Here is a 25,956-nt window from a genome sequence, read left to right as displayed (position 1 = left end):
GTGCAGGAGGCCATAGGCATGTGCAATGTTTCGCTCAACGGTACGCAACCGTCCGATGCGTCCCTGCGCGTCCTGCGCGCGCTTGAGGCGGCTGGTCTTGAGGCTTGGTACGTGGGCGGTTGGGTGCGCGACGCCCTGATGGGGTGCCCCAGCCACGATGTTGATATGTGCTGTAGCGGCCTGTGGCAGGAGTCCAAAGCGGCGCTCGAGGCCGCCGGCATCGCGGTTGTGGAGTCGGGCATTAAATTTGGCGGAATCACGGCTATTTCCGATGGCGAGCGTATCGAGGTCACCACGTACCGTCTGGATGGTTTTTACACCGATGGTCGCCATCCTCAGAGTGTGGAGCGTGCCGCCTCGCTCGAGGACGATCTGGCGCGCCGCGACTTTACCGTCAATGCCATGGCCTGGCATCCCGAGTGCGGGCTTGTCGACCGCTACGACGGCCAGGGTGACTTGGAGCGCAAGCTGATTCGCGCTGTCGGCGATCCCAAGCGTCGCTTTAACGAGGACGCCCTGCGCATGCTGCGTGCGGTGCGCTTTGCCTGCCGCCTGGACTTTATGATTGAGCCCGAGACCAAGCGTGCGCTTGCCGAGTGCGCGCCGCTGCTCGATGCCGTGGCGCGCGAGCGTGTGGGCATTGAGCTTGAGGGCATCCTTTCGACCGGCCACGGGGGAGATGCCATGCTGCGCTACCCCGAGCTCATCTGCGCCGCCGTGCCCGAGTTGGCAGCGGGTCGCGGGTTTGATCAACGAAGTGTCTATCATGCGTTTAACGTCTACGAGCATATCGCTCGTGTTCTGACGGTGGCAGGGGAGCTGGCGCTGTGCGACGGCGTCGCGCCCTCGTCGAGTCTTATGTGGGCGGCGTTTTTGCACGATGTGTCCAAACCCGAGTGCTTCACGGTCGATCACGCCGGCAGCGGACACTTCTACGGTCATCCCGAGCTCGGTGCCAAGAAGGCGCGCGTCATTATGGATCGCCTGGCGCTCTCGCACGACTTGGTGCGCGACGTGTGCCTGCTCATCAAATACCATGACATGCCGCTGCGCCCCGAGCGCTCCTGTCTGCTCAATATGATGCGCGCGCTTTCGGGTGAGGGCGTCGACACGGCCCGCCTGATTGACGAGCTCATGGACCTTAAGCGTGCCGACACACTTGGCAAGGCCCCGTCGTGCTTCTATTACGTTGAGACGATTGAGGAGATGCGCGCGATGGCGCACGAGCTGCTGAGGGCGGGGGAGCCCTATACGCTCAAGATGCTCGCCATCAACGGCGGCGACCTGATCCGTGCTGGAGTCAAGCCCGGGCCGGAACTGGGGCAGCTTCTCAACTCCGCCCTCGACGCCGTGATCGAAGACAACATTCCCAACGAGCGCGAAGCTCTTTTGGTCCATCTCAACTTGAATTAGCTACCTAGTTTACCTGCGTGTTCCATAACCTGCCGACAATTTTTCGGCAATTTGGAATTTCTTCTTGCGCTGACGTTTTTTGTCCCGTAATATATCTCCTCGCAGCACGGCAGTGCAGATGTCATGTGGCCCGTTCGTCTAGCGGTTTAGGACGCCGCCCTCTCAAGGCGGAGATCACCAGTTCGAATCTGGTACGGGCTACCACTTCTTTTCTGCTGAGGCTTATGGCCCGTTCGTCTAGCGGTTTAGGACGCCGCCCTCTCAAGGCGGAGATCACCAGTTCGAATCTGGTACGGGCTACCACGCATCTGATACCCGGACTTCCTATGGAAGGCCGGGTTTTTTATTTTCAAACAACCGTCTGCAATTCCCGTTTGAACCAGAGCTTTGCGTTCTGTCTATGGTCCTTGCGGGTACAATATCCAAGATATTTTGACTGTTAGAAGGAGTCTCATGACGGAGTCCTCTCAGCATACGTCTAAGCCCCAGGTCGAGGTTGAGGCCTCGGGCGGAGATGACAATAAGAGCGCACGCCGCGGCGCCATCTTTATCGGCGTCGTGCTGGTGGGTTATATCGTCTATCTGGTGGTAACCGGGCAGATGGGGCAGTTCTGGGCCGCTATGTCGAGCGTCCAGGCGTCATGGCTCGTTGTCGCGTGTCTCTGCATGTTCATGTATCTGTTCTTTGGCATTGTGGCCTATGCGATCGCTGTCTGGCTCGACCCCAATTCACCCGTCGGCATTCGCGACCTCATTTCGGTCGAGGCGAGCGGCATCTTCTTTGGCAACCTCACACCTATGATGATGGGCTCGACTCCTGCTCAGATCTACCGCCTGACCAAGGCGGGCCAAAATGTCGGCGAGGCCGGAGCCACGCAATTCACGCGCTTTATCGTGTATCAGTTTGGCCTCGTTGCCTGGGGCGCTATCCTACTGCTTGCTCGCATGCCGTTTTTTGCCGAGCGCTATGGCGACATGACGCTGCTGTGCGTCTTTAGCTTTGGTGGGCACTGCTGCATCTTGCTTGGCATCTTCGCCGTCGCGCTCATGCCTAAGACCGTCACGCGCGTCGCCCACTGCATCATCAATTGGCTTGAGCGCATTGGTGTCTCGGCCACTAAGATCGAGGGATGGCGCACGTTTGTCGATGGCGAGATCTACTCCTTCTCCGAGAAGTTCAAGCTTTCAGCCGGACATTTTTCTTCCATGCTGCTCACCGTGTTTATCACCATGCTGCAGCTCGCGTTTTTCTATCTGGTGCCGTATTTCCTGATGCTTGCCTTTGGCCACCACGAGGTCGACTTTTTCTCGGTCATGGCCGCGAGCGCCTTTGTCCAGCTGCTGAGCTCTGCGGTTCCCTTGCCCGGTGGAACTGGTGGTGCTGAGGGCGGCTTTGCATTGTTCTTGGGTCATTTCTTTGGGTCGGCTTCGACCGCCGGCTATCTGCTGTGGCGCCTCATTACGTTTATTGCGCCGACCATTTTGGCTGCGCCCCTGCTGGGACTTAAGAGCGCCCACAACGAGAGCATCCATGCGCGCTGGGATCGTGTGATGCGCAAGCTCGGCCGCACGTCTCAGACGCCCTCTGCGCCCACTAAGCCGCACCCCACGAATGCTGTTACCGTTGATCCCAAGAAGCGCGCTCAGAAGGCTTCTGGGACCGCTAAGCCGGCTCATAAAGCCTATGTGCGCCAGACAGGCGATGGTATTCGCGTATCTCCGTCGGCACTTAATAAGAAGAAGCATCCCAAGTCGCAGTAGGGCAGTCGTGCGTTCTTCATGATGCGGGGCATATTTGTGCTGTATGGGGGATAATCCTCTTACGTAGATTATCTCTCATCTGTTGATGAATGCTCGCATATCGAAGGGACACGCCCATGGCAACCAGCAAACCGCGTCTTGACCGCCGCATCGTTCGCAGCCGTAATGCCATCCTTTCGGCTTTCGAGCGCCTGCTCATGGAAAAGCCGCTGGCAGACATTACGGTGAGTGCCATCGCGCGCGAGGCCAATGTCGACCGCAAGACCTTTTACGTACACTTTGGTACGGTTGACGGCCTGCTCGATGCCATTGCCGTCGATGTGGTGGAGATGATTGTCGACTCGGTCGAGAAAACGCTTGCTTCTATGGACGGTGACACCAACGAGCGCGCTCTTGGCGCGGCGGCGACCTTCTTTAAAACCGTTAATGAGGCACTGTGCAACAACTTAGTGCTCAATCGTCAGCTGATCGAGAATATTCCGCTCGATGATTTCATGGCTCGTCTTCGTGCGCCGCTCGAACATGAGATTGCCGAGCGCGATCTGCTGCCCCAAGGTCTCAAGGACGAGATGTTCGACTATTATCTGGCGTTTTTGCTGTCGGGTATTATCGGTATCTATCGCACGTGGGCACTGTCTGACGGCTCGGTTCCTATCGAGCGTGTCTCTGAGGTCGCCAACGACCTAACTCTCAATGGTCTGTCGAGTCTGGAATCTCGCTTGGATTAGGCCTAGTTGGGCTCGTCGGCGTGGAAATGCCTGTTCACGAGGTTCTCTGGCGCCTTGTAGACCTCGTCGGCGTAGGAGCTGTAGCCTGAGGATCTTTAAAAGAAAGTCCAGTTTATCCTTCCCACTCCAATTTGGAATCTTCCGATGCGCCTTCGCGCGCTCGCATGACCTCGATACCATGTGAGCGTGCGAAGTCGACGAGCTCTGCGTTGCGGGCGTTTAGGGTGCCGAAGGCGGCGGGGCACACGATAAGGCGCGCGCAGTGGACGAGGAGCTCTTTGGCGCGGGCTATGGTTTTATCCCCAATCGGCTCGAAGGCACGCTCGGCCACGCATTCCGTCGCCAGGTCGCGCGCGAGCTCGCAGTCGATGTCCCCTTCGTGCAGAATGCCCGCGTAGAATGCCTTGCCCTGCCGGATGAGCTGGCGAAACACAGCTGACCCCGTACCTGCGCCGGCGATGACGAACGTGTGCGCATCGCCGTGTGGGCGCCCAATTTCCACGCTGCCGAAGCGCTCGTTGAAGGTGCCATGTTGAAGGCCGTAGAGCTCGCCAATCGTCTCGCGCGTGAATATGTCCTCGGGTGCGCCGGCGCGGAAGACCCGGCCGTCCTTCACGCAAATCACCTTGTCGGCGCTTTTCTGCGCGAGCTCGAGTTCGTGGATGGACATGATGACAGCCACATTCCGCGATTTCGCAAGGTGGCGAAGTATTCGCAGCAGGTCGATCTGGTAGCGGATATCGAGATACGACGTGGGCTCGTCGAGCACGAGCACACGCGGATCCTGCGCGATGGCGCGTGCGAGCATGACGCGCTGGCGTTGCCCGTCGCTTATCTGCATGAAGTCGCGCTCGGCGAGCTCTTCCACATGTGCGGTTTTCATGGCCTCATCGACCCGACTATGGTCGTCGGGCGAGAGTGTGCCCATTCGCCCGGTGTAGGGATGCCTTCCCGCCTCCACGATATCGCGGCAGGTGAGGAGCTCGGTCCGGGGGCGATCTGTCAGCATAACGGCAAGGTTCCTTGCGAACTCCGCCGTCTTCCATCGGGAAATCTCCCGCCCGTCGAGCTCGACCGCGCCGGCAAGCGGTGCCAGATGGCGTGTGATGGTTTTCAAGATGGTCGACTTGCCCGAGCCGTTCGGCCCGATGAGTGCCACGACGTCGCCCGCGCGAACCTCCAGATCGACGCCTTCGACTACGACCTTCTTGTCGTAGCCCGCCGACAGGTCGCTTATGCGGAAAAGCGGCGCTCCATCAGCCTGCGTTTCGACCGGGGTTTCGAGGTTCGACTCCGCTCGAAGGAGGCGTTCCGCGCGCAGTTCCGCACGAGCCGAAAGTGCCTTCTGGCGCTTTCGTGCGAGCTCAGGACTGGCCAAGCATGGAATGTTCCTTCCGAGCGTTTTGGGCCGCGGCACGAATTCCCCCATCTACCTCACCCGTTTCTTCAACATGAGCGCGATAACCACCGGCGCGCCGAAGATGGCGGTGACGGCGCTGATGGAAAGCTCGACGGGAGAGAACAGCGTGCGCGCGATCAAATCGCAGCCCGCGCAGAAGATGGCGCCTCCCAAGAAGCACGCAGGAATCACGCGGATGGGCTTCGACGACTTCAGCGCCGACTTCACGAGATGCGGAACCGCGATGCCTACGAACGACACCGGACCAGCGAACGCGGTCACGCAGGCGGAGAGAATGCTCGCTAGAAGGACGAGCACCACGCGGAAGCGTGCGACGTTCACGCCGACGCTTTTCGCGTAGGCTTCTCCCAGCTGGAAGGCGGAAAGGGGCTTCGATATCGCGAATACGCATGCGCTCACGGTGATCACCACGACCGCGATGACCGCGATGTCGTCCCAGCTCGAACCCGAGAAGCTGCCCAAAGACCAGTTGTGCAGGTTCACGATGGACTGGTCGTCGGCGAAGGCGATGAGGAAGTTCGTCCCCGCCGAGCAGATGTATCCCACCATGACGCCCGCTACGATGAGCATGGCCATGGAACTTATGCGCCGTGCGATGAGGAGTACGAAGCCGATGGTGATAAGCGAGCCCAGAAACGCTGCGGCCACCATGGCCGGCGAGGACATGGCCTGGTTCGCGCCCAGAAGTACGATCATCGTAAGCGCGACGACGAACTTTGCGCCTGAGGAGACGCCCAAGATGAACGGGTCGGCGATGGGGTTGTTGAAAAACGTCTGCAGCAGGAACCCGGAGAGCGAAAGTGCCCCGCCGAGAAGCACGGCTGAAAGCACGCGCGGCAGGCGAATCTCCCAGATGACCTGGCTTTCCATGGAATTGGCCGCGCCGCCCGAAAGGATGCCGGGGATGTGGTCTGCGGGCACGAGCACGCTCCCGATGCACAGGTTGGTCCCGACGAGCACGATGAGGGCAACAGCGAGCAGCGCCGTCACGACGCGACACCGCGCGGCGCGCCCCGATTCGTCGTATGCCATGGAAAGTCGGCTTCTCATGGTGCTAGCCGAGCTTCCTCAGATAATGGAAGTCGCTCGCGTCATCGCCGGCGAACGCCCCGTGCAGCTCGTCGATAATGTCGGCGGTAGAAGTCATCTGCTGGTACATGTCGGCGCTTGTGACCCAGACGTTGCCGTTCTTCACGGCTTTGAACTGCGACAATAGCGCGTTTTTGCCTACGAAGTCGTTCAAGGTGGCAACCGATTCGTCGATGGTGCCGTTGTAGACGATGATGTCGGCATCCTTCGCCGTCGCGTAGAAGCGCTCCATTTCGAGCGTTACTGACGAACCTGACGTCGACGCCGTCTGCGCGTCATCGAGCGCGTAGCTGCCGCCTGCAAGCTCGATCATCTGCGCCACGTAGTCGCCTGCCCGCCGCGTGACGGCGGCCCCGTTCGAGTTAATGTAGAAATACGCCACGGTTTTACCTGAAGACGCGAGCCCCGACGTTTGCTCGACGCGGGCCTTCTGCTCGTTGAACAGGCGTGCGGCCTCGTCTTCCTTGTCGAACAGGACGCCGAAAAGCTTAATCCACTCGACGCGCCCGAGTGCTTCGGGCTCGCTCGACGACTGTTCGGTGAGCACGACGAGCCCGAGCTTCTGCAGCTTTTCCTTCACATCGGGCGTGTGGTTGATCATGGTGTTCTCGATGGCGAGCGTGCAGCCCGAGGCCGATATTCGCTCGTAGTCGGGCGCGCTGTACTTGCCGCCGTAGGCGATCGCTCCACTTTCGAGCGCGCTTTTGAAGCCCGCGACCGAGCAATCGTCGGCCTTCGTGCCCGACATTAAGATATTGTCGTTCGCATCGAGCGCGTCGACCAGGCACATCGTTGCCGACGACACGAGGTACACCTTGTCGGCGGGGCGCCTTATGACCGCGATGTCGGGGCTCAACCCATCAGGTACCTTCGCATCCTGCGGCACCACGAGGAAGCGCTCCCCGTTCGAAATGCAGATAAGCCGCAGGCCGCCTTCGTACTCGTCGACAGTGAAGTGCTTGGCGTATTCAAGCTGAAGCGCCCCCGTCGGCTCCCAGCCGCAGCCCAAATCGGCGTTGTGGAAGTCGGCCGCGGCGCTTGAAGCCGTTCCCGCAGGGGAGCCGCCGCTTGCATCGTTGCCCGATTTCTCCTTCATGGTGGATGAGTCGAAGTGGAGCGTGTAGTCGATGGTGTGCGGCGTCGACATGGCGACGGTCTCGGCCGACACGGCGATGTCCTCGTCGAGTGTGACGGGTATCTCGAACGTGGAGTTGCCGCCGTCGTTTACGGGCGCGTAGTCCACGCCGTCGGCGGTCATCTTGTCGTAGTTCGAACTCGACCAGGTGATGGTCGCGGTGTAGGTGTCGCCATCCTTCACAATTGTGGTTGGTGAGGCGATGCTTGCGCGCCCTGACCCGCCGGAAAGCGAGACGCTCACCGTGTATTCCTGAGAGCCCGCCGTGGCACCGGTCGCGTTCGGGCTCGCACTGCACCCCGCGAAGGGAAGCGCGAGCAGGGCGACGAGAACGCAGGCGATTACGCGCGCCGCGATGCTGCGGCACTTCCTGTTTTCCCCCTTGGGAAGAATCGACCGCATGGCGTTACTTCAGTGCGTCGGCGCGCAGATCGACGCCGGCGGATTCGAACACGAGCGTGCGGTCGTACCACCGCTCCCTTTTAATGCTCCACGCGGCGCAGGCGGTGTCCTCGTCGAGCGCTTCAACGGGCACGTCGTAGGTGTACTTGCCTTCCGCGTTTTCCACATAGGGGATGAAGTCGGCCTCGCTCGCGGCGGCAGCCTCGTCGCCCGTGCCCATGAAGAGCTTGCCGTAGCCCGTGCCGGAAAGTGTCATCACGCAGTGCATGGAGCCGTTTTCCACGATGAGCTGGGCGTCCACAATCCTGAACATGTTCGAGCTGGAATCTACGGTGATTGGATAGGTGCCGTCAGCCACCTTGTCGGCGGTAATGGGGGCAGCGCTTGCGCCCTCGGGCGCATCGGCCGCCTGTTCGGTCTTTTCCTGGGAATCGGCATCGCTTGCCATTGCGCTGTCGATTGAATTTCCGCCGCAGCCGGCGAGCGAGAACGCGAAAAGCGCCGCCGACAGGGCGAAGACGAGGGTTTTCTTCAACATGGAGGGGTTCCTTTCAATCGCTTCGACCGCCCGCGCCGTGCGGTGGGCGGGCGGGATGCGAATGCAACGGGCATGCGTCGTCAGTCGGGGAAAGGCGCATGCCCGTTGCACGGGGACGCGACCGGCGCCCCCGTGCGCGGCGAGTTTACAGCTTGGCGATGGCGTCGTCCACGTGCGAGACGTAGATGTCGTCGACCGCGACGTTCTGTCCCAGACCCTGGAGTAGGCACGTCACTTCGAAGCCGGCGGCCACGAACTTCGAAGCCCAGCTGTCGGGGTCGGTCTCGTCTGCCATGTCGTTGTTCGCGTGGTCGCCCGCGACCACCATGAACGGCGCGAGCACGGCCTTCTTGTAGCCTGCGGCGCTCGCGGCGGCGATAACATCCTCGCAGGTCGGTTCAGCCTCGACGGTGCCGACGAAGAACTGCGTCAAGCCCTCGTTCTTGAACACTTCCTGCATCTTGGCATAGTCGGCGTTGGAATCGGCTTCGGTGCCGTGGCCCATGAGGCACAGCGCCGTCTTGCCGTCGTCGAAGGACGCCATGTTCTCCTTAATGGCTGCGGCCACCTTCTTATAGTCATCGTCGGAGGTGAGCAGCGGGTCGCCGAGCGAGATTTTGTCGAACTTGTCGGCGTACTTGTCGAGCTCGTCTTTCACGTCGGTGTATTCCAGGCCACCCATGAGATGCGTCGGCTGCACGACGATTTCCTTCACGCCGTCTTTCACGCAGCGGTCGAGCGCCTCGGTCATGTTGTCGATCGTGATGCCGTCGCGCTTCTTCAGCTTGTCGATGATGATCTGCGCGGTGAAGGCGCGGCGGATGTCGTAGTCCTGCCAGTACTTCTCGCGAATAGCGTCTTCGATGGCGCCGATGGTGATGTGGCGCGAGTCGTTGTAGCTCGTGCCGAAGCTCGTGACGAGGATGACCGGCTTCACGGCCTTCTCCTTTTCGCTCGATTTCTCGGAACTTGCGGAGGTGCTGGAGCAGCCCGCGAGCGCGACTCCGGCGAGCGCGACGGCTCCGGTTGCTGCGGCGCCCATGAAGCCGCGGCGTGACATCTGGTCGGACATGGTTTTTCCTTTCCTCGGTTTGCCGGTCCCCCGGCGACAGTTGCTTGTCGGCACAAGCGAAAGAAAAGCGCACCCCTCGGGGTTCACAAGGAGCTAACGCCACGGCGATGCCGTGAGGAAAAGGCGAAGCAGTCTGGCTTGGGGCGCGAGGCGGTTCGCCCGCGCGTCCTATACAGTAATGTCCCTTGCCCAGGATTCCCACCTGGTTCCCTCCGCAAGCCAGCGCGGGCTGTGCGGGCGCCGCGCCGGTCATTTCCTTTTATCCGATTGTCATATGCTCGTTGCCGAAACTTTTACTATGATAGTGGGCACTTGTGAACGTGTCAAAGCCAGGGCGGGCGGCATTGCGCCTCCTGCCTGCGTATTTGCGCCGATTGCCGCCGCAGGCGCCGTGTTTTGTCCGCTGCGCGAATGGCGGCGTAAACGGTTGCGATGAGAAACGGGAAGGGAAGGCTCGGATGATTCATATCGTTGGCGCAGGCTCGGGCGCCGCCGACCTTATCACGCTGCGCGGGGCGCGCCTTCTGCGCGCGGCCGACGTGGTCGTTTGGGCGGGGAGCCTTGTGAACCCCGAGCTGCTCGCCGAGTGCAAGGAATCCTGCGTCGTCTACGACAGCGCGCACATGACCTTGGAGGAAGTGCTCGACGTGATGTGCGCGGCGGATGCACGGGGCGAGGAAGTGGTGCGCCTGCACACGGGCGATCCGTGCCTGTACGGCGCCATCCAGGAGCAGATGGACGCGCTCGACGCGAGCGGCGTGGACTACGAGGTGGTGCCCGGCGTGTCGAGCTTTTGCGGTGCCGCGGCGGCGCTTCGCCAGGAATACACGCTGCCGGGAATCAGCCAGTCGGTCGTGATCACGCGGCTTTCCGGGCGCACCCCCATGCCCGCGGGCGAGGGCATGCGCACCATGGCGGAAAGCGGCTCGACTATGGTCATCTTCTTGAGCTCGGGTATGCTCGCCGAGCTTTCCGCCGAGCTTTTGGCCGCGGGCCGCAGCTCCGACGAGCCGGCGGCGCTCGTGTACAAGGCGACCTGGCCTGAGGAGCGCGTGGTGCGCTGCACAGTGGGCACGCTCGCCGATGCGGGTGCGCGAGAGGGCATCGACCGCACGGCGCTCGTGGTGGTGGGCCGCGTGCTCGGAGCTCGCGGCGGGCTTGCGCACGACGGCGCGCAAGCGGAGCCGTACGAGCGCAGCAAGCTTTACGACCCTTCGTTTGCCACGGGGTATCGGAAGGCGAGCAGCTAGCGTGGCCTTCGAGCACTACATATATACCGGGACGACCTGCCTGCGCTGCGGCTATACCACGGGGAGCTGCGCCACGCTCGCGGCGAAGGCGGCCTGCGAGATGCTCTTATCACGAAAGCCCGTCGGCCACGTGTCGATCGTCACCCCCGGCGGGCTGCCCGTCGAGACGGACGTGGTCGATGCATGCATCGGCGAGGGGTGCGCCCAGTGCGCCGTGCAAAAGGACGCAGGCGACGATGCCGATGTGACCGACGGCGTGCTCGTGTACGCGCGCGTGGAACATGCGGGGTCGGGCACGGGCGCTGCGGGCAGCAAGGGCGTGCCCACGCGCGAATCGGAAGTTTCCGTCGATGGCGGCGTGGGCGTGGGGCGCGTGACGTTGCCCGGGCTCGAGCAGCCGGTGGGGGCGGCCGCCATCAACGCGACGCCGCGCGCGATGATCACTTCGGCGGTGCGCGAGGTGTGCGCCGCGCACGGCTTTTCTGGAAATATTGCTGTGACGATTTCGGTACCCGAGGGTGTTGCCCTTGCCGAAAAGACCTTCAACCCGCACCTGGGGATAGAGGGCGGCATCTCCATCCTGGGCACGACGGGCATCGTCGAGCCGCGCAGCCTCGCTGCCTTGCGCGACAGCATCGAGCTCGAGATCCGGCAGCATGCGGCTATGGGGCGGCGCGGAGTCGTACTCACGCCCGGCAACTACGGCGAGCAGTTCATCTCGGGGCATTTTCACCTAAACGGAGCGCCGGTGGTCTTCATCTCCAACTTTGTGGGCGATGCGATTGATTGCTGCGTTCGCGAGGGATTTACCAATGTTCTTCTTGTGGGACACATCGGCAAGCTGGTGAAGGTCGCTGGCGGCATCATGGACACCCATTCGCGTACCGCCGACTGCCGCGCGGAGATTCTGGCCGCCCACGCGGCCTTGGCCGGCGCGGGCGCGAAGACCGTGCGCGAGATCATGTCGTCGGTCACGACCACGGCGGCGCTCGAGGTAATCGAGGCCGCCGGCGTGGGGGACGCTGCGCGCGCCTCGCTCGCTGCGGCAATCGAGGACAGGTTGCGCCGCCGCGCGGCGGGCGCATGCGACATCGCCGCGGTCGTGTTCGACGCGGAGCGCCGTGAGCTTTTCCGCACGTCGGGCGCCGATGCAGTTATCGGGGAATTGGGGGCGACGTATGAGTAAAGGCGTGCTGTATGGGGTGGGCCGCGCAATCGGCTGGCCAGGGACGAAGGTGGCTATGAAGGCGCGCCGCTCGCTTGCGGACACGAAGCGTATCCTTCGCGAGGAGGGCACCTTCGACGGTGCCGAGCTCGTAGAGGACTGTGGGCTTCCGGGCGAGCGCGTGTACCGCTCGCTCGACGATGTGCCCGATCGGGGCAGCTACTTCTCGACGATGGTGGTGCGCTAGATGAGGGTTTCCTGCATAGCGTTCACTGAGAGGGGGTATGCGTTGGCGGAGCGCACCGCACGCGCGCTTTCCGATTGCGCGCAGACAGGTGAAGATGACCCTGGCTGGGACGTTTCCGTTTCGCGCGGGTTCGGCGAGGGGAAGGCCGACCTGCGCGCATGGACGGCGCTCACGTGGGAAGCGTCGGACGCGCTTCTGTTCGTGGGCGCGGCGGGCATCGCCGTGCGGGCGATCGCGCCGCATGTCGCCTCGAAGGTAAACGATCCCGCGGTTGTGGCGATCGACGAGGCGGGGCGCTTTGCCGTCCCGCTTTTGTCGGGGCATTTGGGCGGTGCGAACGAGCTTGCGCAAACTGTGGCACGCGCGGCAGGGGCCATCCCCGTCATCACCACGGCGACCGACGTCCGCGGCGTGTGGGCGGTGGATACGTGGGCGCGCTGTGCGGGGCTCCCCGTTTCGAATCCCGAGGCCATCAAGCGAGTGTCGGCGCGGCTGCTTTCTGGCGGGCGCGTGGCGCTCTATTCCGACATGCCGATTTCGGGACAACCGCCTGAGGGAGTTGACATTGCGTCCGACCGCGCTCGGGCCGATATCGTCGTGTCGCCGTTTGCTGGCGCGAATGAAGGTGCGTCCGTTCGCGTGGCGGAGACAACGGGCAAGGTCGTGCCCGCCGGTGAGACGGGGAAGCCGGCGGGCGTGCGGGCGCAGGCGCCTGCGCCCGAGCCGCTTCGCCTTGTCGTGCCCTGCATCGTTGCGGGCATTGGGTGCCGTCGCGGTGCGTGCGCCGAAGCGATCGAGGAGGCGTTTCTTCTCGCGTGCGGGCAGGCGGGTATCTCGCCTTCGGCCGTGCGCAAGGCGGCGACGATTGACGTGAAGGCGCACGAGGAGGGTCTGCTCGCCTTCTGCCGCGCGCGCAACATTCCGCTTGCGACGTATTCCGCAGATGAGTTGTCGCAAGTCGAAGGCAGCGTTTCGCCATCTGATTTCGTGCGCGCGACGGTGGGGGTTGACAACGTGTGCGAGCGCGCGGCGCTCGCGGACGGGGGCAAACTTATCTTCCCGAAGCTCGCTCATGGCGGCGTGACCGTCGCGTTTTCCAAGGTAACTATCGAACTTTCGTTTAAGGAGCGGTGATGGGAAAGCTCTTCGTGGTGGGGATCGGCCCGGGCGGCCCCGACGGCATGACGATTGCGGCCCGGCGCGCGCTCGAGGCGGCCGACATCGTTGTGGGGTACACGAAATACGTGGAGCTCGCGCTCGCCGCCGTGCCCGACGCGGCGCATCTCGCGACGCCGATGATGCACGAGGTCGAACGGTGCCGCCTGGCGCTTTCGCGCGCGCAGAGCGGAGAAGCCGTGGCGCTCGTGTGCAGCGGTGACGCGGGCGTGTACGGCATGGCGAGCCCCGTGCTGGAGCTTGCGGAGGACTACCCCGATGTAGACGTGGAAGTTATCGCCGGGGCCACCGCGGCTCAGAGCGGGTCGGCGGTGCTCGGCGCCCCGCTTGCCCACGACTTCGCGGTCGTGTCGCTCTCCGACCTGCTCACGCCGTGGGAGGTCATCGAGCGCAGGCTCGCCGCCGTGGCGAGCGCCGACTTCTGCATCTGTTTGTACAACCCGCGCAGCAGAAAGCGCGCCGACAGGCTCTCACGCGCGGCGAAGATTATGCTCGAATGGAAGGCCCCCGACACGCTCTGCGGCTGGGTACGCAACATCGGGCGCGAGGGGCAGCAGTCGGGCATGTGCAGGCTCTCCGAGCTGGGGGAGATCGACGCCGACATGTTCACCACCGTGTTCGTCGGCAACGCGGACACGAAGCTCGTAGGCGGCCGTATGGTCACGCCGCGCGGGTATCGGGAGATTCCATGCGAAAGGTAACGATCATCGGGGCGGGGCCCGGAAACCCCGACTTGCTCTCGCGCGCGGCGCTCGACGCGATCGACATCGCCGATGTGGTCATCGGCGCTCATCGCGCGCTTGCCGGCATCGACGTGCCGCCCGACGTGGTGAGATGCGAGCTCGTGAAGACGGCGGACATCGTCGCCGCGCTCACCGATGCGGCGTCGTGGCAGCGCGCCGTGGTCGTGATGACGGGCGATGTGGGGCTGTTCAGCGGCGCGCGCCGCCTGGTGGAGGCGCTCTCCGGCAACGCGCAGGTGGACGTGCGCGTCATTCCCGGCATAAGCTCAGCGTCGTATCTCGCCGCGCGCCTCGCGCGTCCATGGCAGGATTGGCGCTTTGCGAGCGCTCACGGCGTGGCGTGCGACATCGTGGCCGAGGGCGAGCGCGCAGGTGAGCTCTTCCTCGTCACGTCGGGCGGGGAAGACCCCTCGCGGCTTTCCGGCGAGCTTGTGCAGGCGGGCTTCGGGGACGCGCGCGTGACGGTGGCCGAGCGCCTGTCGTACCCCGACGAGCGCATCATCTGTGCGACCGCAAGTGAAATCGCAGGTCAGACGTTCGACGACTTGAACGTGATGCTTATCGATTTCGCAGGCGGCGCCGGGTCGCCTGCGGGCTCTAGCGCAGCCTCCGAGGCGCCGGCCGGCGCGTCTGCGCCCGCGGCGACTTCTTCCGTGGTGGACTCTGCGGGCGCATCCCGCGCCGCGAGCTCCCGCTGGCCGTACGCTTCCTCGGGCATTCCCGACGAGCTCTTCATCCGCGGTGACGTTCCCATGACCAAGCAGGAGGTGCGAGCCGTCGCGCTCGCGAAGCTGCGCCTTACCGCGACCGACACCGTGTGGGACGTCGGCGCCGGCACGGGGAGCGTGTCGATCGAGGCGGCGCTCGTCGCGCGAGCGGGGTCGGTATGGGCGGTCGAGCGCAACGCGACCGGCGTGCGGCTCATCCGAGAGAACGCGGATGCATTCGGGTGCGGCAACGTGTATGCGGTCCCCGGCGTCGCTCCCGAAGCGCTCGCGAAACTGCCCGTCCCCGACGCCGTGTTCGTCGGCGGGAGCGCGGGCGAGCTTCCCTCCATCGTGGAGGCGGCGCTCGAGAAGAATTCGCAGGTTCGCCTGTGTGTGCCATGCGTCACCATTGAGACACTCACTGAGGCGTGCGCGCTCCTCTCGGGTTCGCGCTTTAAGGGGTTCGAGGCGTGCCAGGTGTCGGCCGCCCGTGCCGAGGCTGTAGGCTCGCATCATCTTATGAAGGCGCAAAACCCCGTGTTCCTCGTCAGCGCGCGTGGTGCAGGTGGGGAAGGCGGTGCCCGGTGAGCACGTCCATCCCGCGCTTCATGGTCGCTGCGCCCTCGAGCGGGAGCGGCAAGACGGTCGTAACGTGTGCGCTCCTGCGCGCGCTCGCGCGCCGCGGCCTTGCATGCGCGGCCTTCAAATGCGGCCCCGACTACATTGACCCGCTCTTTCATCGCCGCGTCGTGGGTGCGCGCTCGGGCAACTTAGACGGTTTCTTCACCGACGCCCCGACGCTGCGCGCCCTGCTCGCACGCGGCGCCGCGGGCGCGGATGTCGCGGTGCTCGAGGGGGTCATGGGCTTCTACGACGGCATGGCGCCCGGCGTGGCCTACGCGAGCAGCTACCAGGTTGCGCGCGACACGGAAACGCCGGTCGTTTTAGTGGTGAACGGGCGCGGGGCGTCTTTATCGCTCGCCGCCGTAATCCGCGGCATCGCCGAGTTCCTGCCTTGTGCGAACGTGCGCGGCGTCGTGCTGAACAAGACGAGCGCCGCTGCCTGCGCCTACGCGAAGCCTGCGATCGAGAAGCACACGGGCGTCGCGGTTTTGGGGAATATCCCCGCCGACGAGGCGTTCTCGCTCGAAAGCCGGCATCTGGGGCTTGTGACCGCCGACGAGGTCGAGCAGCTCTCCGCGCGCATCGACAAGATGGCCGAGCTGGTGGAAAAGAGCGTCGACGTCGACCGCTTGCTCGAAATAGCGGTGACGGCACCCGATATCCGCGAGGAACCTTACCGGTTGGAGCCGATCGCGGGAGCGCGGCCCATCGTCGCCGTCGCGCGTGACGAGGCGTTCTCGTTCTACTACGAGGAGAACCTGCGCGCGCTCGAGGACCTGGGTTGCGAGCTGGCCTTTTTCAGCCCCTTGTGTGATAGCGAGTTGCCCCGGGGGACAAGCGCCCTCTATCTGGGGGGCGGCTACCCGGAACTCCATGCGCGGCAGCTCTCCGAGAACGCGCCGATGCGCGAGGCGGTGCGGCGCGCGGTGGAATCCGGCATGCCGACGGTCGCCGAATGCGGTGGGTTTCTGTACCTGCAGCGCGAAATCGCCGATAGCGAGGGGCGGCGCTGGCCTGTTGCGGGCGCCCTTGAGGGCGCAAGCGAGAACGGGGGAAGGCTGTCCCATTTCGGGTACGTGGAGCTCACTTCCCAACGCGACGGGCTCTACGGGCCGCGCGGCACACGCATCCGCGCGCACGAGTTCCACTACTGGCAGTCCGCCTACCCGGGCGGCGACTTTTGGGCGCAGAAGCCCCGGCGCGACAAGGGCTGGCCGTGCATGACGACTACCCCGTCCCTGGTGGCGGGCTTCCCGCATGTGTACTATCCTGCGAACCCCGACGTTGCGCGCGCGTTCGCGTCTGCCGCAGCGTCGTTCGTAGAGAGGAGACTGCATGGCTGAAGCAACCGAAACCGCGCTTGCCTGCATCCGCGAGGAAGTCGAGCGTGCGTTCTCGTCGGCGCCGGGCGCCGTGCTCGAAGCCACGCTTTCCCGGATCGCGCCCGCAGACGAGTGTGCCCGCGCCGCCGCGTACGCCGCGTGGGATTCCATCGCGCACCCCTTGGGGGGATTGGGCGACTTTGAAGACGCCGTCGCGTGTATCGCCGCAGCTCAGGGGAGCGCCGAGGTGGCCGAGTTTCCCCGTGCGCTCGCGGTATTCTTCTCCGACAACGGGGTCGTTGCCGAAGGCGTGTCGCAAAGCGGGCAAGACGTGACGCGAGCCGTCGCGCGCAACATGTGCGAGGGGGCCACGAGCGCCTGCCGCATGGCGGCGTTCGCGGGTGCCGAGGTCGTGCCCGTCGACGTGGGTATGGCCCGGGGCATAGAAGACGCGCGCATGGTGCGCGCGAACGTGCGGCGGGGGAGCGGCAACATCGCGCACGGCCCCGCTATGTCTCGCGATGGGGCCGTGCGCGCGATCGAGGTCGGTATCGCCGTCGCGTGCGGGCTTGCCCGCGCCGGCGTGCGCCTTCTGGCCTCGGGCGAGATGGGCATCGGCAACACGACCACCTCGGCGGCGGTGGCCGCAGTGCTCATCCGGGCGGACGCGCGGAGCCTCGTCGGGCGCGGCGCGGGGCTCTCGGACGCATCGCTCGCGCGCAAGCGCGACGTGGTCGAGCGCGCTATCGACGCGAACTCGCCCGATCCCGCCGACCCGATCGACGTGCTCTCGAAGGTGGGCGGCTTCGACATCGCGGCGATGTGTGGCTTCTACCTGGGGGCCGCGGCCTCGAAGGCGCCGGCGCTCCTCGACGGGGTCATATCCTGCACGGCGGCCCTGTGCGCGGCGCGCCTGTGCCCCAACGCCTTGGGCTACCTCGTGGGCACCCACGCATCAAGCGAACCCGCAAGCCAGGAGCTCCTTCGCGAGCTCGGCATAAAGGCACCACTCGACGCAGGCATGCACTTGGGCGAGGGCGCGGGCGCCATGGCGTATCTGCCCCTTCTGGATTCGGCGTTGCGCGTGTACCGGGATGGGAAGACGTTCACGGCGACTGGCATGGCTGCTTACGAGCATTTCGAGGCCGGGAAATGACGGTGACACTCGTCATCGGCGCCGCCGCGAGCGGCAAGAGCGCCTACGCCGAGTCCCTGTGCCTCGGGCACGACGGCCCCCGCGTGTACCTGGCAACGATGGAGCCCTTCGGGGAAGAGGGCGCCCGCCGCATCGCGCGCCATCGGGCGCTGCGCGAGGGCAAGGGGTTTTCTACCCTCGAGTGCACGCGTGACGTGGGCGCCGCAGTGCCCGGGCTTCCGCGCGGCTGCACGCTTCTTTTGGAGGACGTGGGCAACCTGGTTGCGAACGAGCTCTTCGCGGAAGGCGGCTTGTCCCCGCGTGACCCCGACGCTGCGGCGCGCGAGGTGCTCGGAGGCATTGAACGGCTCGCTCAGGCCGCTGCGTATACGGTGGTGGTCACCGTCGACGTGTTCGCCGATGGGATGCGCTACGATGAAGGGACCGAGGCATGGAGGCGCGCGCTCGCGCGCGTGAACGCGGGTGTGGCGGCGCTGGCCGACCGCGCAGTCGAAGTGGTATGCGGGATTCCCGTGTGGATGAAAGGCGAAGGACCTACAAGGTGAAGATAGTAGAGGCAATCGGCGCGGCGTTCGGAACGTTCTCGCGCATCCCCGTCCCGAAATCGGCCTGGACCGATTTCGGGTCAACCCATGCGCTTGCCGCGTTTCCCCTGGTGGGCCTTGCGGAAGGCTTCCTCATGACGGCGTGGGGGTACGTGGCGAACTTGCTCGGCGTGCCCGCGACCATCGTCGCGGCCGTGCTCGTGGCGCTGCCTGTGGCGGTGACGGGAGGCATCCACCTAGACGGGCTCTGCGACACCTCCGATGCGCTTGCAAGTTGGGCCCCGCGCGAGCGAAAGCTCGAGATCATGCACGACCCGCGAGCGGGCGCCTTCGGGGTCATCGGTGTTGTTGTGTACCTTATTCTGCAGTTTTCCCTTTTCACCGCGCTGTCGCTTACGGCGGGGGCGTTCCTCGCGCTTCTGTGCTCTCTCGTGTTCTCCCGCTCGCTTTCGGGGCTCGCCGTTGAATGCTGGCCTGCCGCGCGGGCGGACGGCATGGCCGCGGGGCTCTCGCCTGCGAAGAAGCGCGCGGCGATCGTCGTGCCGCTTTGCGCTTTCGCTGCGGCTTCGGCTGCAGGGATGGTCGCGTGCGCTCAGGCCGTCGGCGCCTTTATGGCGGTGGCGGGGCTTTTGGTGCTCGCGTGGTACCGCCATGTTGCCCTGTCCCGCTTCGGCGGGGTGACGGGGGATTTGGCCGGATGGTTTCTGCAATGGGCCGAGCTCGCGATGCTTGCCATGCTGGTGGTGGGGGGCATGCTCCTATGATGCTCGTGGTAGGTGGCGCGCATTCGGGGAAGAGGACCTTCGTGCGCGAAAAACTCGGGTTCGCGGCGGACGATTTCGTCGACGCGGCGCAGCTTGCGGAGGGCGGCGTGCCCGCGGCTTTTGCCGGCCGCGTCGCATACCGTGCTGAGGAACTCGTACGCGCGCTCGACGCTGACCGGGCGCTCGAGCGGCTGATCGGCTTCGACGCAGTGATTCTGCCCTTGGTCGGCTCGGGGGTCGTCCCCATGAGTGCGGAAGACGCCCAATGGCGCGAGCGCGCGGGGCGCCTGGGATGCGCGCTCGCTGCGCGCGCCGACGTCGTCGTGCGCATGACGTGCGGGATTCCCCAGGTCATCAAAGGAAACCTTGCCGATGCACCTCGAGGGACGCAGGGCGCGGGTGCGCCTTTGGAAGTCGTCTTCGTGCGCCATGGTGCCACGGCGGGCACGGAAGACCATCGCTACAGCGGGGCGGGCACCGACGAGCCCCTGTCGAGTGCGGGCGAGCGCGCTTTGCGCGACCTCGCGTGCGATCGTGACGTGTTCCGTGTTATCACGAGCGGCATGGCCCGCACCGACCAGACGGCGCGCATCCTCTTCCCGAACGCGGAGCTTATGGCGTGCCCCGGTCTGCGCGAGATGGATTTCGGCGACTTCGAGGGGCGAAGCGCCGCCGAGCTTAAAGAGGATGCGCGCTATCGCGCCTGGGTAGACTCCTGGTGCGAGACGCGCTGCCCGCATGGCGAGGGCAAGAGCGATTTCACCCGCCGCGTCATCGCGGCGTTTCGGGAGGCGTGCGAATCGGAGCGCGCCCAGGGGAGTGGGCGCGCCGTCTTCGTCGTTCACGCGGGTACCGTGAAAGCTCTGCTCTCCGAGCTAGCTGTCCCGAAAATGGGATACTTCGACGTGCATACCGAGCCGGGCGGCGCATGGGCCGCCACTTGGGATGGGCGCTGCCTTCGCGACGTTCGCCCCGCTTCGGGGGGCGATGCCCGGTGATGACGATTCTTGCCGTCGCCGCCGGGTTCGCGGCCGACCTTGCCTTCGGCGACCCGCGCTGGCTTCCCCATCCCGTCGTCGCCATGGGGCGCGCGATCACGTGGGCCGAAGGCCGCCTGCGGCGCGCATTCCCGCAAACGTCCGCGGGTACGCGCGCCGCAGGGCTTGTGCTCGCCGTGGCGCTTCCGCTTGCGTGTGGGCTTTTGACCTGGGGAATCCTGCATCTTTGCGGCATGGTTCACTCCGGCTTGCGCTTCGTGGCCGAGGCATGGGCGAGCTATCAGATTCTCGCGGCATGCGAGCTGCGCCGCCAGAGCCTGGCCGTTGCCCGCGCGTTCTCGAAGGGCGGACTTGTCGCGGCGCGCGAAGCCGTCGGGCTCATCGTGGGACGTGACACGTCTGTTCTCGACGAGCAGGGCGTCGCGCGCGCCGCCGTGGAAACGGTGGCGGAGAACGCGAGCGACGGTGTCATCGCGCCGCTTTTCTACCTTATGATCGGGGGTGCGCCCTTGGGCATGGCGTACAAGGCGGTGAACACGCTCGACAGCATGGTGGGCTACAAAAACGAGCGCTACATCGACTTCGGCTGCGCCTCGGCGCGCCTCGACGATGCGGTGAACTGGATTCCCTCGCGGTTATCGGCCCTGTTCATGATCGCCGTGTGCCCGATCGTCGGGCTCGACGCGCGCGGGGCGGCGCGCATCTGGCGCCGCGACAGGCGTCGCCATGCGAGCCCGAACGCGGCGCAGACCGAGTCGGCGTGCGCGGGTGCGCTCGGACTGCGCCTGGCAGGACCCGCGGTGTATTTCGGCAAGCTCGTTGAGAAACCGACGATAGGCGACGCGTCCCGCGAAATCGAGTGGGGCGACATCGCCCGGGCGACAAGGCTCATGCTCGCCGCGTCCGTATGCGCGCTCGTCGTCTTCGGCGCCGCGCGCGCGGCGGTCGTACTCGCCGTGGGGGCGATGGCATGAGGAAAGACCACGCCGCGCCCCGGGCTGCCGGGGGAATCCTGCGCGCCCGCACGCATGGGGGCAGCGCGCAATCGCTCGGCATCGCTTGCGAAGGGGGTGCCTCCGACCTCATTGACTTCTCGGTGAACGTGAATCCGGCAGGCCCCTCGCCGCGCGCCGTCGCCGCAGCTTGCAAGGCGCTTTCTCGAATCGACGCCTACCCCGATAGGGAAAGCCTCGCCCTCGTTCGCGCGCTAGCGCGCGACCAGGGCATTCCCGAAGATACTATCGTCTGCGGCGCGGGCGCGTCCGACATCATCTGGCGGCTCGCAGCGGCGGTGCGCCCGAAACGCATCGTCGTGTGCGCGCCGACGTTCTCTGAATATGCGGAGGCGGCATCGTACTACGGCGCATGCGTGCAGGAGTTCCCGCTCTCCGAAGCGGACGACTTCGACGTGCCCGCCTCCTTCGCCCGCGCGATCGAGGGGCCGGGAGACGTGGCGTACCTCTGCAATCCGAACAACCCGACGGGGCGCCTCGTCGACCCCCGTGTGATCGATGCCGCGGCTTGCCGCTGCGAGCAGGTGGGCGCGCTGCTCGTCGTGGACGAGTGCTTCCTCGGATTTGCGCCCGACGCCCGCGAAAGGAGCGTGGCCGCACGCGCCGCGTGTTCGCGCCATGTGTCCGTGCTCTCCGCGTTCACCAAGCTCTACGGAATGGCGGGGTTGCGGTTGGGATATCTGATCAGCGGAAACGCCCAACTCATCGAGGGGATTCGCCGGGCGGGGCAGGCGTGGCCCGTCTCTTCGGTCGCCGAGGCCGCGGGTATCGCCGCCCTGGAAGACGTCGAATACGTCTCGCGCACGCGCGATGTATTGGCGGGCGAGCGAGCGTGGCTTTCCCACGAGCTCTCCTCGCTCGGGCTTTCCGTCGTGCCGTCGGATGCGAACTTCCTTTTAGTCCGCACGCCGGCGAAAGACATCCCCGAGCGCCTGTATAAACAGGGGGTTTTGGTCCGCACGTGCGACTCGTTTTCGGTACTGTCCCGTTTCTGGTGCCGCGTCGCGGTGCGCACGCGCAAGGAGAATGCCCGGCTTGCGATGGCGTTCGGCCGTGCGCTTCGGGCGGAAGGCGCATCGGGCGAAGGCGAACCCGACGAACGGGGCGGCGCTTCTTTCAGCGGCGCTATGGCGGGCGCGGATGGCCGAGGCTCGGCGAAGGAGGTCGATACCCGTGGGTAGGGCGAAGCCCATCATGATCCAGGGCACCATGTCGAACGCGGGGAAGAGCCTGCTTGCGGCTGGGCTGTGCCGCGTGCTTTCGCAGGACGGCCTGCGCGTGGCTCCCTTCAAGAGCCAGAACATGGCACTCAACAGCGGTGTCACGGCCGACGGGCTCGAGATGGGGCGCGCCCAGATCATGCAGGCCGAGGCGTGCGGCATCGCGCCCGACGTGCGCATGAACCCCATCCTGCTCAAGCCCGAAAGCGGCCACCGAAGCCAGCTCATCGTGGCCGGCAAGGCGCAGGGAGCCTTCGCTGCGAGGGACTACTTCGCGCGAAAGAAGGCGCTCATGCCGCAGATTTTGGAGGCGTTCGATTCGCTCGCGGAGGAAAACGACGTCATCGTCATCGAGGGCGCCGGCAGCCCCGCCGAAATCAACCTTACCGAAAATGACATCGTCAACATGGGGCTCGCGCGCGCCGTGTCCTCCCCCGTGCTGCTTGCGGGCGACATCGACCCGGGCGGGGTATTTGCCCAGCTCTACGGCACGGTCGCGCTCCTTGCGCCCGAGGACCGCGCGCTTTTGCGGGGGCTTGTGGTGAACAAGTTCCGCGGCGATGTGGAAATCCTGCGCCCGGGTTTGTCCCCGCTCGAGAAGATGTGCGGGGTTCCCGTCGTGGGTGTCGTGCCGTATCTTACGCTCGACCTGGACGACGAGGACTCGCTCGCGCCGCGCCTATCTGCCCGCGAGGCGCGCGGCGTCATCGACGTCGCCGTCGTGCGCCTTCCGCACCTGTCGAACTTCACCGACTTCGACCCGCTTTCGCGCGTGCCCGGCGTGGGCGTGCGCTACGTTTCCTCGACGACCGATCTGGGCCGGCCCGACCTTGTGGTGCTCCCCGGCTCGAAGACCACGCTTGACGACGCGCGCTGGCTTGCGGCTAGCGGCATCGGAGCCTGTGTACGCGCGCTTTCGGGCGCGGGCACGCCGGTGCTCGGCATATGCGGAGGCTACCAGCTTTTGGGAGACGAGCTTTCCGACCCGCACGGCAGGGAAGGCGTTGGCACCGCGCGCGGGCTCGGGCTCATCCCTGCAAGTACGGTGTTCAAGGAAGAAAAGCACCTCGCCCAGTCGGAGCTGCGCATCACGGGTGCCCAAGGCGCGTTCTCGGTGTGGAACGGCATGACGGCGCGCGGGTACGAGATTCACGACGGCGAAACGACCGTCTCCTGCGCCCCTGCGGGCACGATTGGCGGCAAACCAGAAGGCGCGGCCTGCGGAAACGTGTTCGGAACCTATCTCCACGGCCTGTTCGACGAACCGGGGGTGGCACTCGCCCTCGCGCGCTCGCTCGCGCGCATGCGCGGCCTGCCCGAGAGCGTCGTGGGTGCTGAGGGCGCGGTGTCCGCGGCCGATCACCGTGCGCGCGAGTTCGACCGCCTGGCCGACTCCGTGCGCGGGGCGCTCGACATGGAGTATGTCTACCGCATTATCGAGGAGGGCGTATGATCCACGTGTATCATGGCGACGGCAAAGGCAAGACCACGGCGGCGATGGGCCTCGCCCTTCGCATGCTCGCCGCGGGCCGCCGCGTCGTCGTCGTGCAGTTCCTGAAAGACGGCGAAAGCGGGGAGGTGCGCCTGCTCGCCGAGCATTTCGGCGTGCCCGTGTTCGCGGGGAAGGCGTCGGACAAGTTTACCTGGTCCATGACGTCGGAAGAACTTGTCGCGACGCGCGAGCTGCACGATGGGAACCTCGCTTCCGCGCTCGCCGAGCTCGAGGGCGCGCAGGAGGGGCTGCTCGTGCTCGACGAGGCGCTCGACGCACTTTCGAAGGGGCTTGTCGACGAGGCACTCGTGGACCGCGCGCTCGATATGTCCGCGCGCGGCATCGAAATGGCGCTCACCGGGCGCGCACCTTCCCGCAAGATCGTGGACAAGGCCGACTACATAACCGAGATGCGGTGCGAGAAACACCCCTACGCTCAGGGGATATGTGCAAGGGAAGGAGTGGAGTACTAGATGGATTCCAAGGAGATGGCGCCCGGCGACATCGAGCGGCGCAGCTTCGAGATCATCACCGAAGAGCTCGGCGGCCGGACGTTCCCGCCGCTCGAAGAGCCTGTCGTGAAGCGCGTCATCCACACCACTGCCGACTTCTCGTACGCCGATTCACTCGTGTTCACCCATGACGCCGCGCACTGTGCGCTCGACGCACTACGCGCAGGGGCCACGGTGCTCACCGACACGAACATGGCGCTCGCAGGCATAAGCAAGCCCGCGCTCGCGAAGCTCGGCTGCAAGGCCGTGTGCTACATGGCCGACCCTGATGTCGCCTCGGCTGCGCGCGCCGCGGGCACGACTCGCGCCGTTGCGAGCATGGACAAAGCTTGCGGCATCGAGGGTCCGTTCATCGTGGCCGTCGGCAACGCTCCCACAGCACTTCTGCGCCTCGCCGAGCTCATGGACGCGGGGAAGATCGCGCCCGCGCTCGTCGTTGGGGTGCCGGTCGGGTTTGTGAACGTGGTCGAGGCGAAAGAGGAGCTACTCGCGCGACGCGTGCCGGCCATCGTCGCGAGGGGTCGCAAGGGCGGCTCGACCGTGGCGGCCGCCATTATGAACGCGCTGCTCTACCAGATCACGCGCCCAGGCGGCCCGAAGTGACGGCGCCCGCATCCGCGCCGGCGCTGCGCATCTTCGCCGGCACCACCGAGGGCCGCCTTCTGTGCGAATGGGCGAGCGGGGCGGGCATCCCCGCCCGTGCCTACGCGGCAACCGAGTACGGAGGCGAGCTTTTGGGCGAGCTTCCGGGCATCGAGGTGCATGCGGGCAGGCTCGACGAGGCCGACATGGAGCGCGAGCTTTCCGGCGCGCGCATCGTCGTCGACGCCACGCACCCCTTCGCTACGCTCGCAAGCGGCAACATCCGGGCCGCTTCGCTCGCTGTGGGTGCACGATGCCTGCGCCTTGCGCGCCCGGTCGAGGCGCTGCCCAAAGGCGTCGTGTCGGTCGCGTCGATCGCCTGTGCGGCGCGCTTTCTCTCCGAGAACCCGGGTCGCGCGCTTCTCACGACGGGGAGCAAGGAGCTTGCTCCCTACACACGCGTTGCCGATTTCGCGGAGCGCTTCTTCGTGCGTGTGCTCCCGCTGCCCGGTGCTATAACGAAGTGCATCGACGCGGGGTTCTCGCCGTCGCACGTCATCGGCATGCAGGGGCCCTTCACCCGCGAGCTCAACGAGGCGATGCTTCGGCAGGTGGGCGCCCAGTGGCTTGTGACCAAGGACTCGGGAACCGTAGGCGGCACGGCCGAGAAGATCGCCTCCGCGCGCGGCGTGGGAGCGCACTGTATCGTGGTCGCCCGTCCCGCCGAGGGAGGCGGAGCCCTTTCGCTTCGGGAAGTGGAAGACGCGCTCTTACGGGAGCTCGCGCGCTAGGCGCTCGCCACGCCTGCGCGCCCTCTCGCCCGCGAGGAGGAGCGCCCCGAGCAAGCTCGACCCGTACAAGCCCGTCATCCGCCAAAAGCTC

Annotated in this window: 25 protein-coding genes and 2 tRNA genes; 22 read left to right on the top strand and 5 right to left on the bottom strand. The window is 65.4% G+C overall.

Annotated elements, in window-relative coordinates:
* Positions 1-18: 18 nt before the first annotated feature.
* The 5 genes from DW024_RS00285 (at position 19) to DW024_RS00265 (ending at position 3,902) form a co-directional block, all read left to right on the top strand.
* Complete coding sequence (locus DW024_RS00285) at positions 19-1,413, top strand: CCA tRNA nucleotidyltransferase (protein WP_117769624.1); 1,395 nt, start codon at positions 19-21, stop codon at positions 1,411-1,413.
* Positions 1,414-1,540: 127 nt separating this feature from the next.
* Positions 1,541-1,617 (top strand) — tRNA-Glu (locus DW024_RS00280).
* Positions 1,618-1,639: 22 nt separating this feature from the next.
* A tRNA-Glu gene (locus tag DW024_RS00275) sits at positions 1,640-1,716 on the top strand.
* A 150-nt stretch (positions 1,717-1,866) separates the two neighbouring features.
* On the top strand, positions 1,867-3,174 hold the full coding sequence (locus DW024_RS00270; protein WP_117769625.1) for a lysylphosphatidylglycerol synthase transmembrane domain-containing protein: 1,308 nt from the start codon (positions 1,867-1,869) through the stop codon (positions 3,172-3,174).
* 116 nt (positions 3,175-3,290) lie between these two features.
* The gene (locus DW024_RS00265) at positions 3,291-3,902 is read left to right on the top strand and encodes a TetR/AcrR family transcriptional regulator (protein ID WP_157757975.1); all 612 of its coding nucleotides are present in this window, start codon (positions 3,291-3,293) and stop codon (positions 3,900-3,902) included.
* 112 nt (positions 3,903-4,014) lie between these two features.
* Here the strand turns inward: DW024_RS00265 and DW024_RS00260 are convergent, their stop codons facing one another.
* The 5 genes from DW024_RS00260 to DW024_RS00240 form a co-directional block, all read right to left on the bottom strand.
* The gene (locus DW024_RS00260) at positions 4,015-5,280 is read right to left on the bottom strand and encodes an ABC transporter ATP-binding protein (protein WP_233504584.1); all 1,266 of its coding nucleotides are present in this window, start codon (positions 5,278-5,280) and stop codon (positions 4,015-4,017) included.
* Between the two features lie 51 nt (positions 5,281-5,331).
* Positions 5,332-6,354, bottom strand: a complete 1,023-nt coding sequence (locus tag DW024_RS00255; RefSeq protein ID WP_117769627.1) for an iron ABC transporter permease — start codon at positions 6,352-6,354, stop codon at positions 5,332-5,334.
* A gap of 22 nt (positions 6,355-6,376) precedes the next feature.
* Entirely contained in the window at positions 6,377-7,948 is a 1,572-nt protein-coding gene (locus DW024_RS00250; protein ID WP_147332602.1) for an ABC transporter substrate-binding protein, read from the bottom strand.
* A gap of 4 nt (positions 7,949-7,952) precedes the next feature.
* Positions 7,953-8,486: a hypothetical protein gene (locus DW024_RS00245; RefSeq protein WP_117769629.1), complete on the bottom strand. Its 534-nt coding sequence runs from the start codon at positions 8,484-8,486 to the stop codon at positions 7,953-7,955.
* A 145-nt stretch (positions 8,487-8,631) separates the two neighbouring features.
* Positions 8,632-9,558, bottom strand: a complete 927-nt coding sequence (locus tag DW024_RS00240) for a sirohydrochlorin cobaltochelatase (protein WP_117847695.1) — start codon at positions 9,556-9,558, stop codon at positions 8,632-8,634.
* A gap of 458 nt (positions 9,559-10,016) precedes the next feature.
* Here DW024_RS00240 and cobM point away from each other — a divergent pair, with 458 nt between their 5' ends.
* The 17 genes from cobM to cobK all read left to right on the top strand — a co-directional run bounded on the left by cobM (position 10,017) and on the right by cobK (position 25,865).
* Positions 10,017-10,808, top strand: a complete 792-nt coding sequence (cobM, locus tag DW024_RS00235; protein ID WP_117769631.1) for a precorrin-4 C(11)-methyltransferase — start codon at positions 10,017-10,019, stop codon at positions 10,806-10,808.
* Position 10,809: 1 nt separating this feature from the next.
* Complete coding sequence (cbiD, locus tag DW024_RS00230) at positions 10,810-11,994, top strand: cobalt-precorrin-5B (C(1))-methyltransferase CbiD (protein ID WP_233504585.1); 1,185 nt, start codon at positions 10,810-10,812, stop codon at positions 11,992-11,994.
* Positions 11,987-12,220, top strand: a complete 234-nt coding sequence (locus tag DW024_RS00225; protein WP_199576891.1) for a hypothetical protein — start codon at positions 11,987-11,989, stop codon at positions 12,218-12,220. Before cbiD ends, DW024_RS00225 begins: the two co-directional genes overlap by 8 nt.
* Positions 12,221-13,354 (top strand): cobalt-precorrin 5A hydrolase, encoded by a 1,134-nt coding sequence (locus DW024_RS00220; protein WP_117769632.1) that lies wholly within the window; start codon positions 12,221-12,223, stop codon positions 13,352-13,354.
* Positions 13,354-14,097 (top strand): precorrin-3B C(17)-methyltransferase, encoded by a 744-nt coding sequence (cobJ, locus tag DW024_RS00215; protein ID WP_117769633.1) that lies wholly within the window; start codon positions 13,354-13,356, stop codon positions 14,095-14,097. The genes DW024_RS00220 and cobJ overlap by 1 nt, the downstream gene beginning before the upstream one ends.
* The gene (gene cbiE / locus DW024_RS00210; protein ID WP_117769634.1) at positions 14,085-15,434 is read left to right on the top strand and encodes a precorrin-6y C5,15-methyltransferase (decarboxylating) subunit CbiE; all 1,350 of its coding nucleotides are present in this window, start codon (positions 14,085-14,087) and stop codon (positions 15,432-15,434) included. Before cobJ ends, cbiE begins: the two co-directional genes overlap by 13 nt.
* Positions 15,431-16,813 (top strand): cobyrinate a,c-diamide synthase, encoded by a 1,383-nt coding sequence (locus DW024_RS00205; RefSeq protein WP_233541286.1) that lies wholly within the window; start codon positions 15,431-15,433, stop codon positions 16,811-16,813. Before cbiE ends, DW024_RS00205 begins: the two co-directional genes overlap by 4 nt.
* Positions 16,806-17,948 (top strand): nicotinate-nucleotide--dimethylbenzimidazole phosphoribosyltransferase, encoded by a 1,143-nt coding sequence (cobT, locus tag DW024_RS00200; protein ID WP_117842463.1) that lies wholly within the window; start codon positions 16,806-16,808, stop codon positions 17,946-17,948. The genes DW024_RS00205 and cobT overlap by 8 nt, the downstream gene beginning before the upstream one ends.
* Positions 17,945-18,493, top strand: a complete 549-nt coding sequence (locus DW024_RS00195) for a bifunctional adenosylcobinamide kinase/adenosylcobinamide-phosphate guanylyltransferase (protein WP_118372844.1) — start codon at positions 17,945-17,947, stop codon at positions 18,491-18,493. The genes cobT and DW024_RS00195 overlap by 4 nt, the downstream gene beginning before the upstream one ends.
* The gene (gene cobS / locus DW024_RS00190) at positions 18,490-19,257 is read left to right on the top strand and encodes an adenosylcobinamide-GDP ribazoletransferase (protein ID WP_158572098.1); all 768 of its coding nucleotides are present in this window, start codon (positions 18,490-18,492) and stop codon (positions 19,255-19,257) included. Before DW024_RS00195 ends, cobS begins: the two co-directional genes overlap by 4 nt.
* Before the next feature lie 245 nt (positions 19,258-19,502).
* A complete protein-coding gene (locus DW024_RS00185) occupies positions 19,503-20,255 on the top strand; it encodes a histidine phosphatase family protein (RefSeq protein WP_233541285.1) in 753 nt (250 codons plus the stop codon).
* Positions 20,255-21,229, top strand: a complete 975-nt coding sequence (cbiB, locus tag DW024_RS00180) for an adenosylcobinamide-phosphate synthase CbiB (RefSeq protein WP_118376664.1) — start codon at positions 20,255-20,257, stop codon at positions 21,227-21,229. The genes DW024_RS00185 and cbiB overlap by 1 nt, the downstream gene beginning before the upstream one ends.
* Complete coding sequence (locus DW024_RS00175; RefSeq protein ID WP_158572097.1) at positions 21,226-22,449, top strand: histidinol-phosphate transaminase; 1,224 nt, start codon at positions 21,226-21,228, stop codon at positions 22,447-22,449. The genes cbiB and DW024_RS00175 overlap by 4 nt, the downstream gene beginning before the upstream one ends.
* Positions 22,442-23,941 carry a cobyric acid synthase gene (locus tag DW024_RS00170; protein WP_233541284.1) on the top strand — a complete coding sequence of 500 codons (1,500 nt, stop codon included), beginning with the start codon at positions 22,442-22,444 and terminating at the stop codon, positions 23,939-23,941. Before DW024_RS00175 ends, DW024_RS00170 begins: the two co-directional genes overlap by 8 nt.
* The gene (locus tag DW024_RS10150; protein ID WP_199576890.1) at positions 23,938-24,453 is read left to right on the top strand and encodes a cob(I)yrinic acid a,c-diamide adenosyltransferase; all 516 of its coding nucleotides are present in this window, start codon (positions 23,938-23,940) and stop codon (positions 24,451-24,453) included. Before DW024_RS00170 ends, DW024_RS10150 begins: the two co-directional genes overlap by 4 nt.
* Positions 24,454-25,095 carry a precorrin-8X methylmutase gene (locus DW024_RS10145; RefSeq protein WP_117769640.1) on the top strand — a complete coding sequence of 214 codons (642 nt, stop codon included), beginning with the start codon at positions 24,454-24,456 and terminating at the stop codon, positions 25,093-25,095.
* The gene (gene cobK, locus DW024_RS00160) at positions 25,092-25,865 is read left to right on the top strand and encodes a precorrin-6A reductase (RefSeq protein WP_117769641.1); all 774 of its coding nucleotides are present in this window, start codon (positions 25,092-25,094) and stop codon (positions 25,863-25,865) included. Before DW024_RS10145 ends, cobK begins: the two co-directional genes overlap by 4 nt.
* The last annotated feature ends 91 nt before the right edge of the window (positions 25,866-25,956 follow it).

The sequence above is a fragment of the Collinsella sp. AF37-9 genome, assembly GCF_003475115.1.
Taxonomy (GTDB): domain Bacteria; phylum Actinomycetota; class Coriobacteriia; order Coriobacteriales; family Coriobacteriaceae; genus Collinsella.
The sequence above is the reverse complement of the archived record's forward strand: the minus strand, read 5'-3'. Positions and strand labels throughout refer to the sequence as shown.

Bases quoted from the DNA above. Each gene is read 5' to 3' on its own strand.
- cbiE (WP_117769634.1), top strand. From the start codon at position 14,085: ATGCGAAAGGTAACGATCATCGGGGCGGGGCCCGGAAACCCCGACTTG.
- cbiB (WP_118376664.1), top strand. From the start codon at position 20,255: ATGACGATTCTTGCCGTCGCCGCCGGGTTCGCGGCCGACCTTGCCTTC.
- DW024_RS00270 (WP_117769625.1), top strand. From the start codon at position 1,867: ATGACGGAGTCCTCTCAGCATACGTCTAAGCCCCAGGTCGAGGTTGAG.
- DW024_RS00255 (WP_117769627.1), bottom strand. From the start codon at position 6,354: ATGGCATACGACGAATCGGGGCGCGCCGCGCGGTGTCGCGTCGTGACG.
- cobM (WP_117769631.1), top strand. From the start codon at position 10,017: ATGATTCATATCGTTGGCGCAGGCTCGGGCGCCGCCGACCTTATCACG.
- DW024_RS10145 (WP_117769640.1), top strand. From the start codon at position 24,454: ATGGATTCCAAGGAGATGGCGCCCGGCGACATCGAGCGGCGCAGCTTC.
- DW024_RS00250 (WP_147332602.1), bottom strand. From the start codon at position 7,948: ATGCGGTCGATTCTTCCCAAGGGGGAAAACAGGAAGTGCCGCAGCATC.
- DW024_RS00265 (WP_157757975.1), top strand. From the start codon at position 3,291: ATGGCAACCAGCAAACCGCGTCTTGACCGCCGCATCGTTCGCAGCCGT.
- DW024_RS00225 (WP_199576891.1), top strand. From the start codon at position 11,987: ATGAGTAAAGGCGTGCTGTATGGGGTGGGCCGCGCAATCGGCTGGCCA.
- DW024_RS00175 (WP_158572097.1), top strand. From the start codon at position 21,226: ATGAGGAAAGACCACGCCGCGCCCCGGGCTGCCGGGGGAATCCTGCGC.
- DW024_RS00240 (WP_117847695.1), bottom strand. From the start codon at position 9,558: ATGTCCGACCAGATGTCACGCCGCGGCTTCATGGGCGCCGCAGCAACC.
- DW024_RS00220 (WP_117769632.1), top strand. From the start codon at position 12,221: ATGAGGGTTTCCTGCATAGCGTTCACTGAGAGGGGGTATGCGTTGGCG.
- DW024_RS10150 (WP_199576890.1), top strand. From the start codon at position 23,938: ATGATCCACGTGTATCATGGCGACGGCAAAGGCAAGACCACGGCGGCG.
- DW024_RS00245 (WP_117769629.1), bottom strand. From the start codon at position 8,486: ATGTTGAAGAAAACCCTCGTCTTCGCCCTGTCGGCGGCGCTTTTCGCG.
- DW024_RS00285 (WP_117769624.1), top strand. From the start codon at position 19: ATGTGCAATGTTTCGCTCAACGGTACGCAACCGTCCGATGCGTCCCTG.
- cobT (WP_117842463.1), top strand. From the start codon at position 16,806: ATGGCTGAAGCAACCGAAACCGCGCTTGCCTGCATCCGCGAGGAAGTC.
- DW024_RS00185 (WP_233541285.1), top strand. From the start codon at position 19,503: ATGAGTGCGGAAGACGCCCAATGGCGCGAGCGCGCGGGGCGCCTGGGA.
- DW024_RS00195 (WP_118372844.1), top strand. From the start codon at position 17,945: ATGACGGTGACACTCGTCATCGGCGCCGCCGCGAGCGGCAAGAGCGCC.
- cobJ (WP_117769633.1), top strand. From the start codon at position 13,354: ATGGGAAAGCTCTTCGTGGTGGGGATCGGCCCGGGCGGCCCCGACGGC.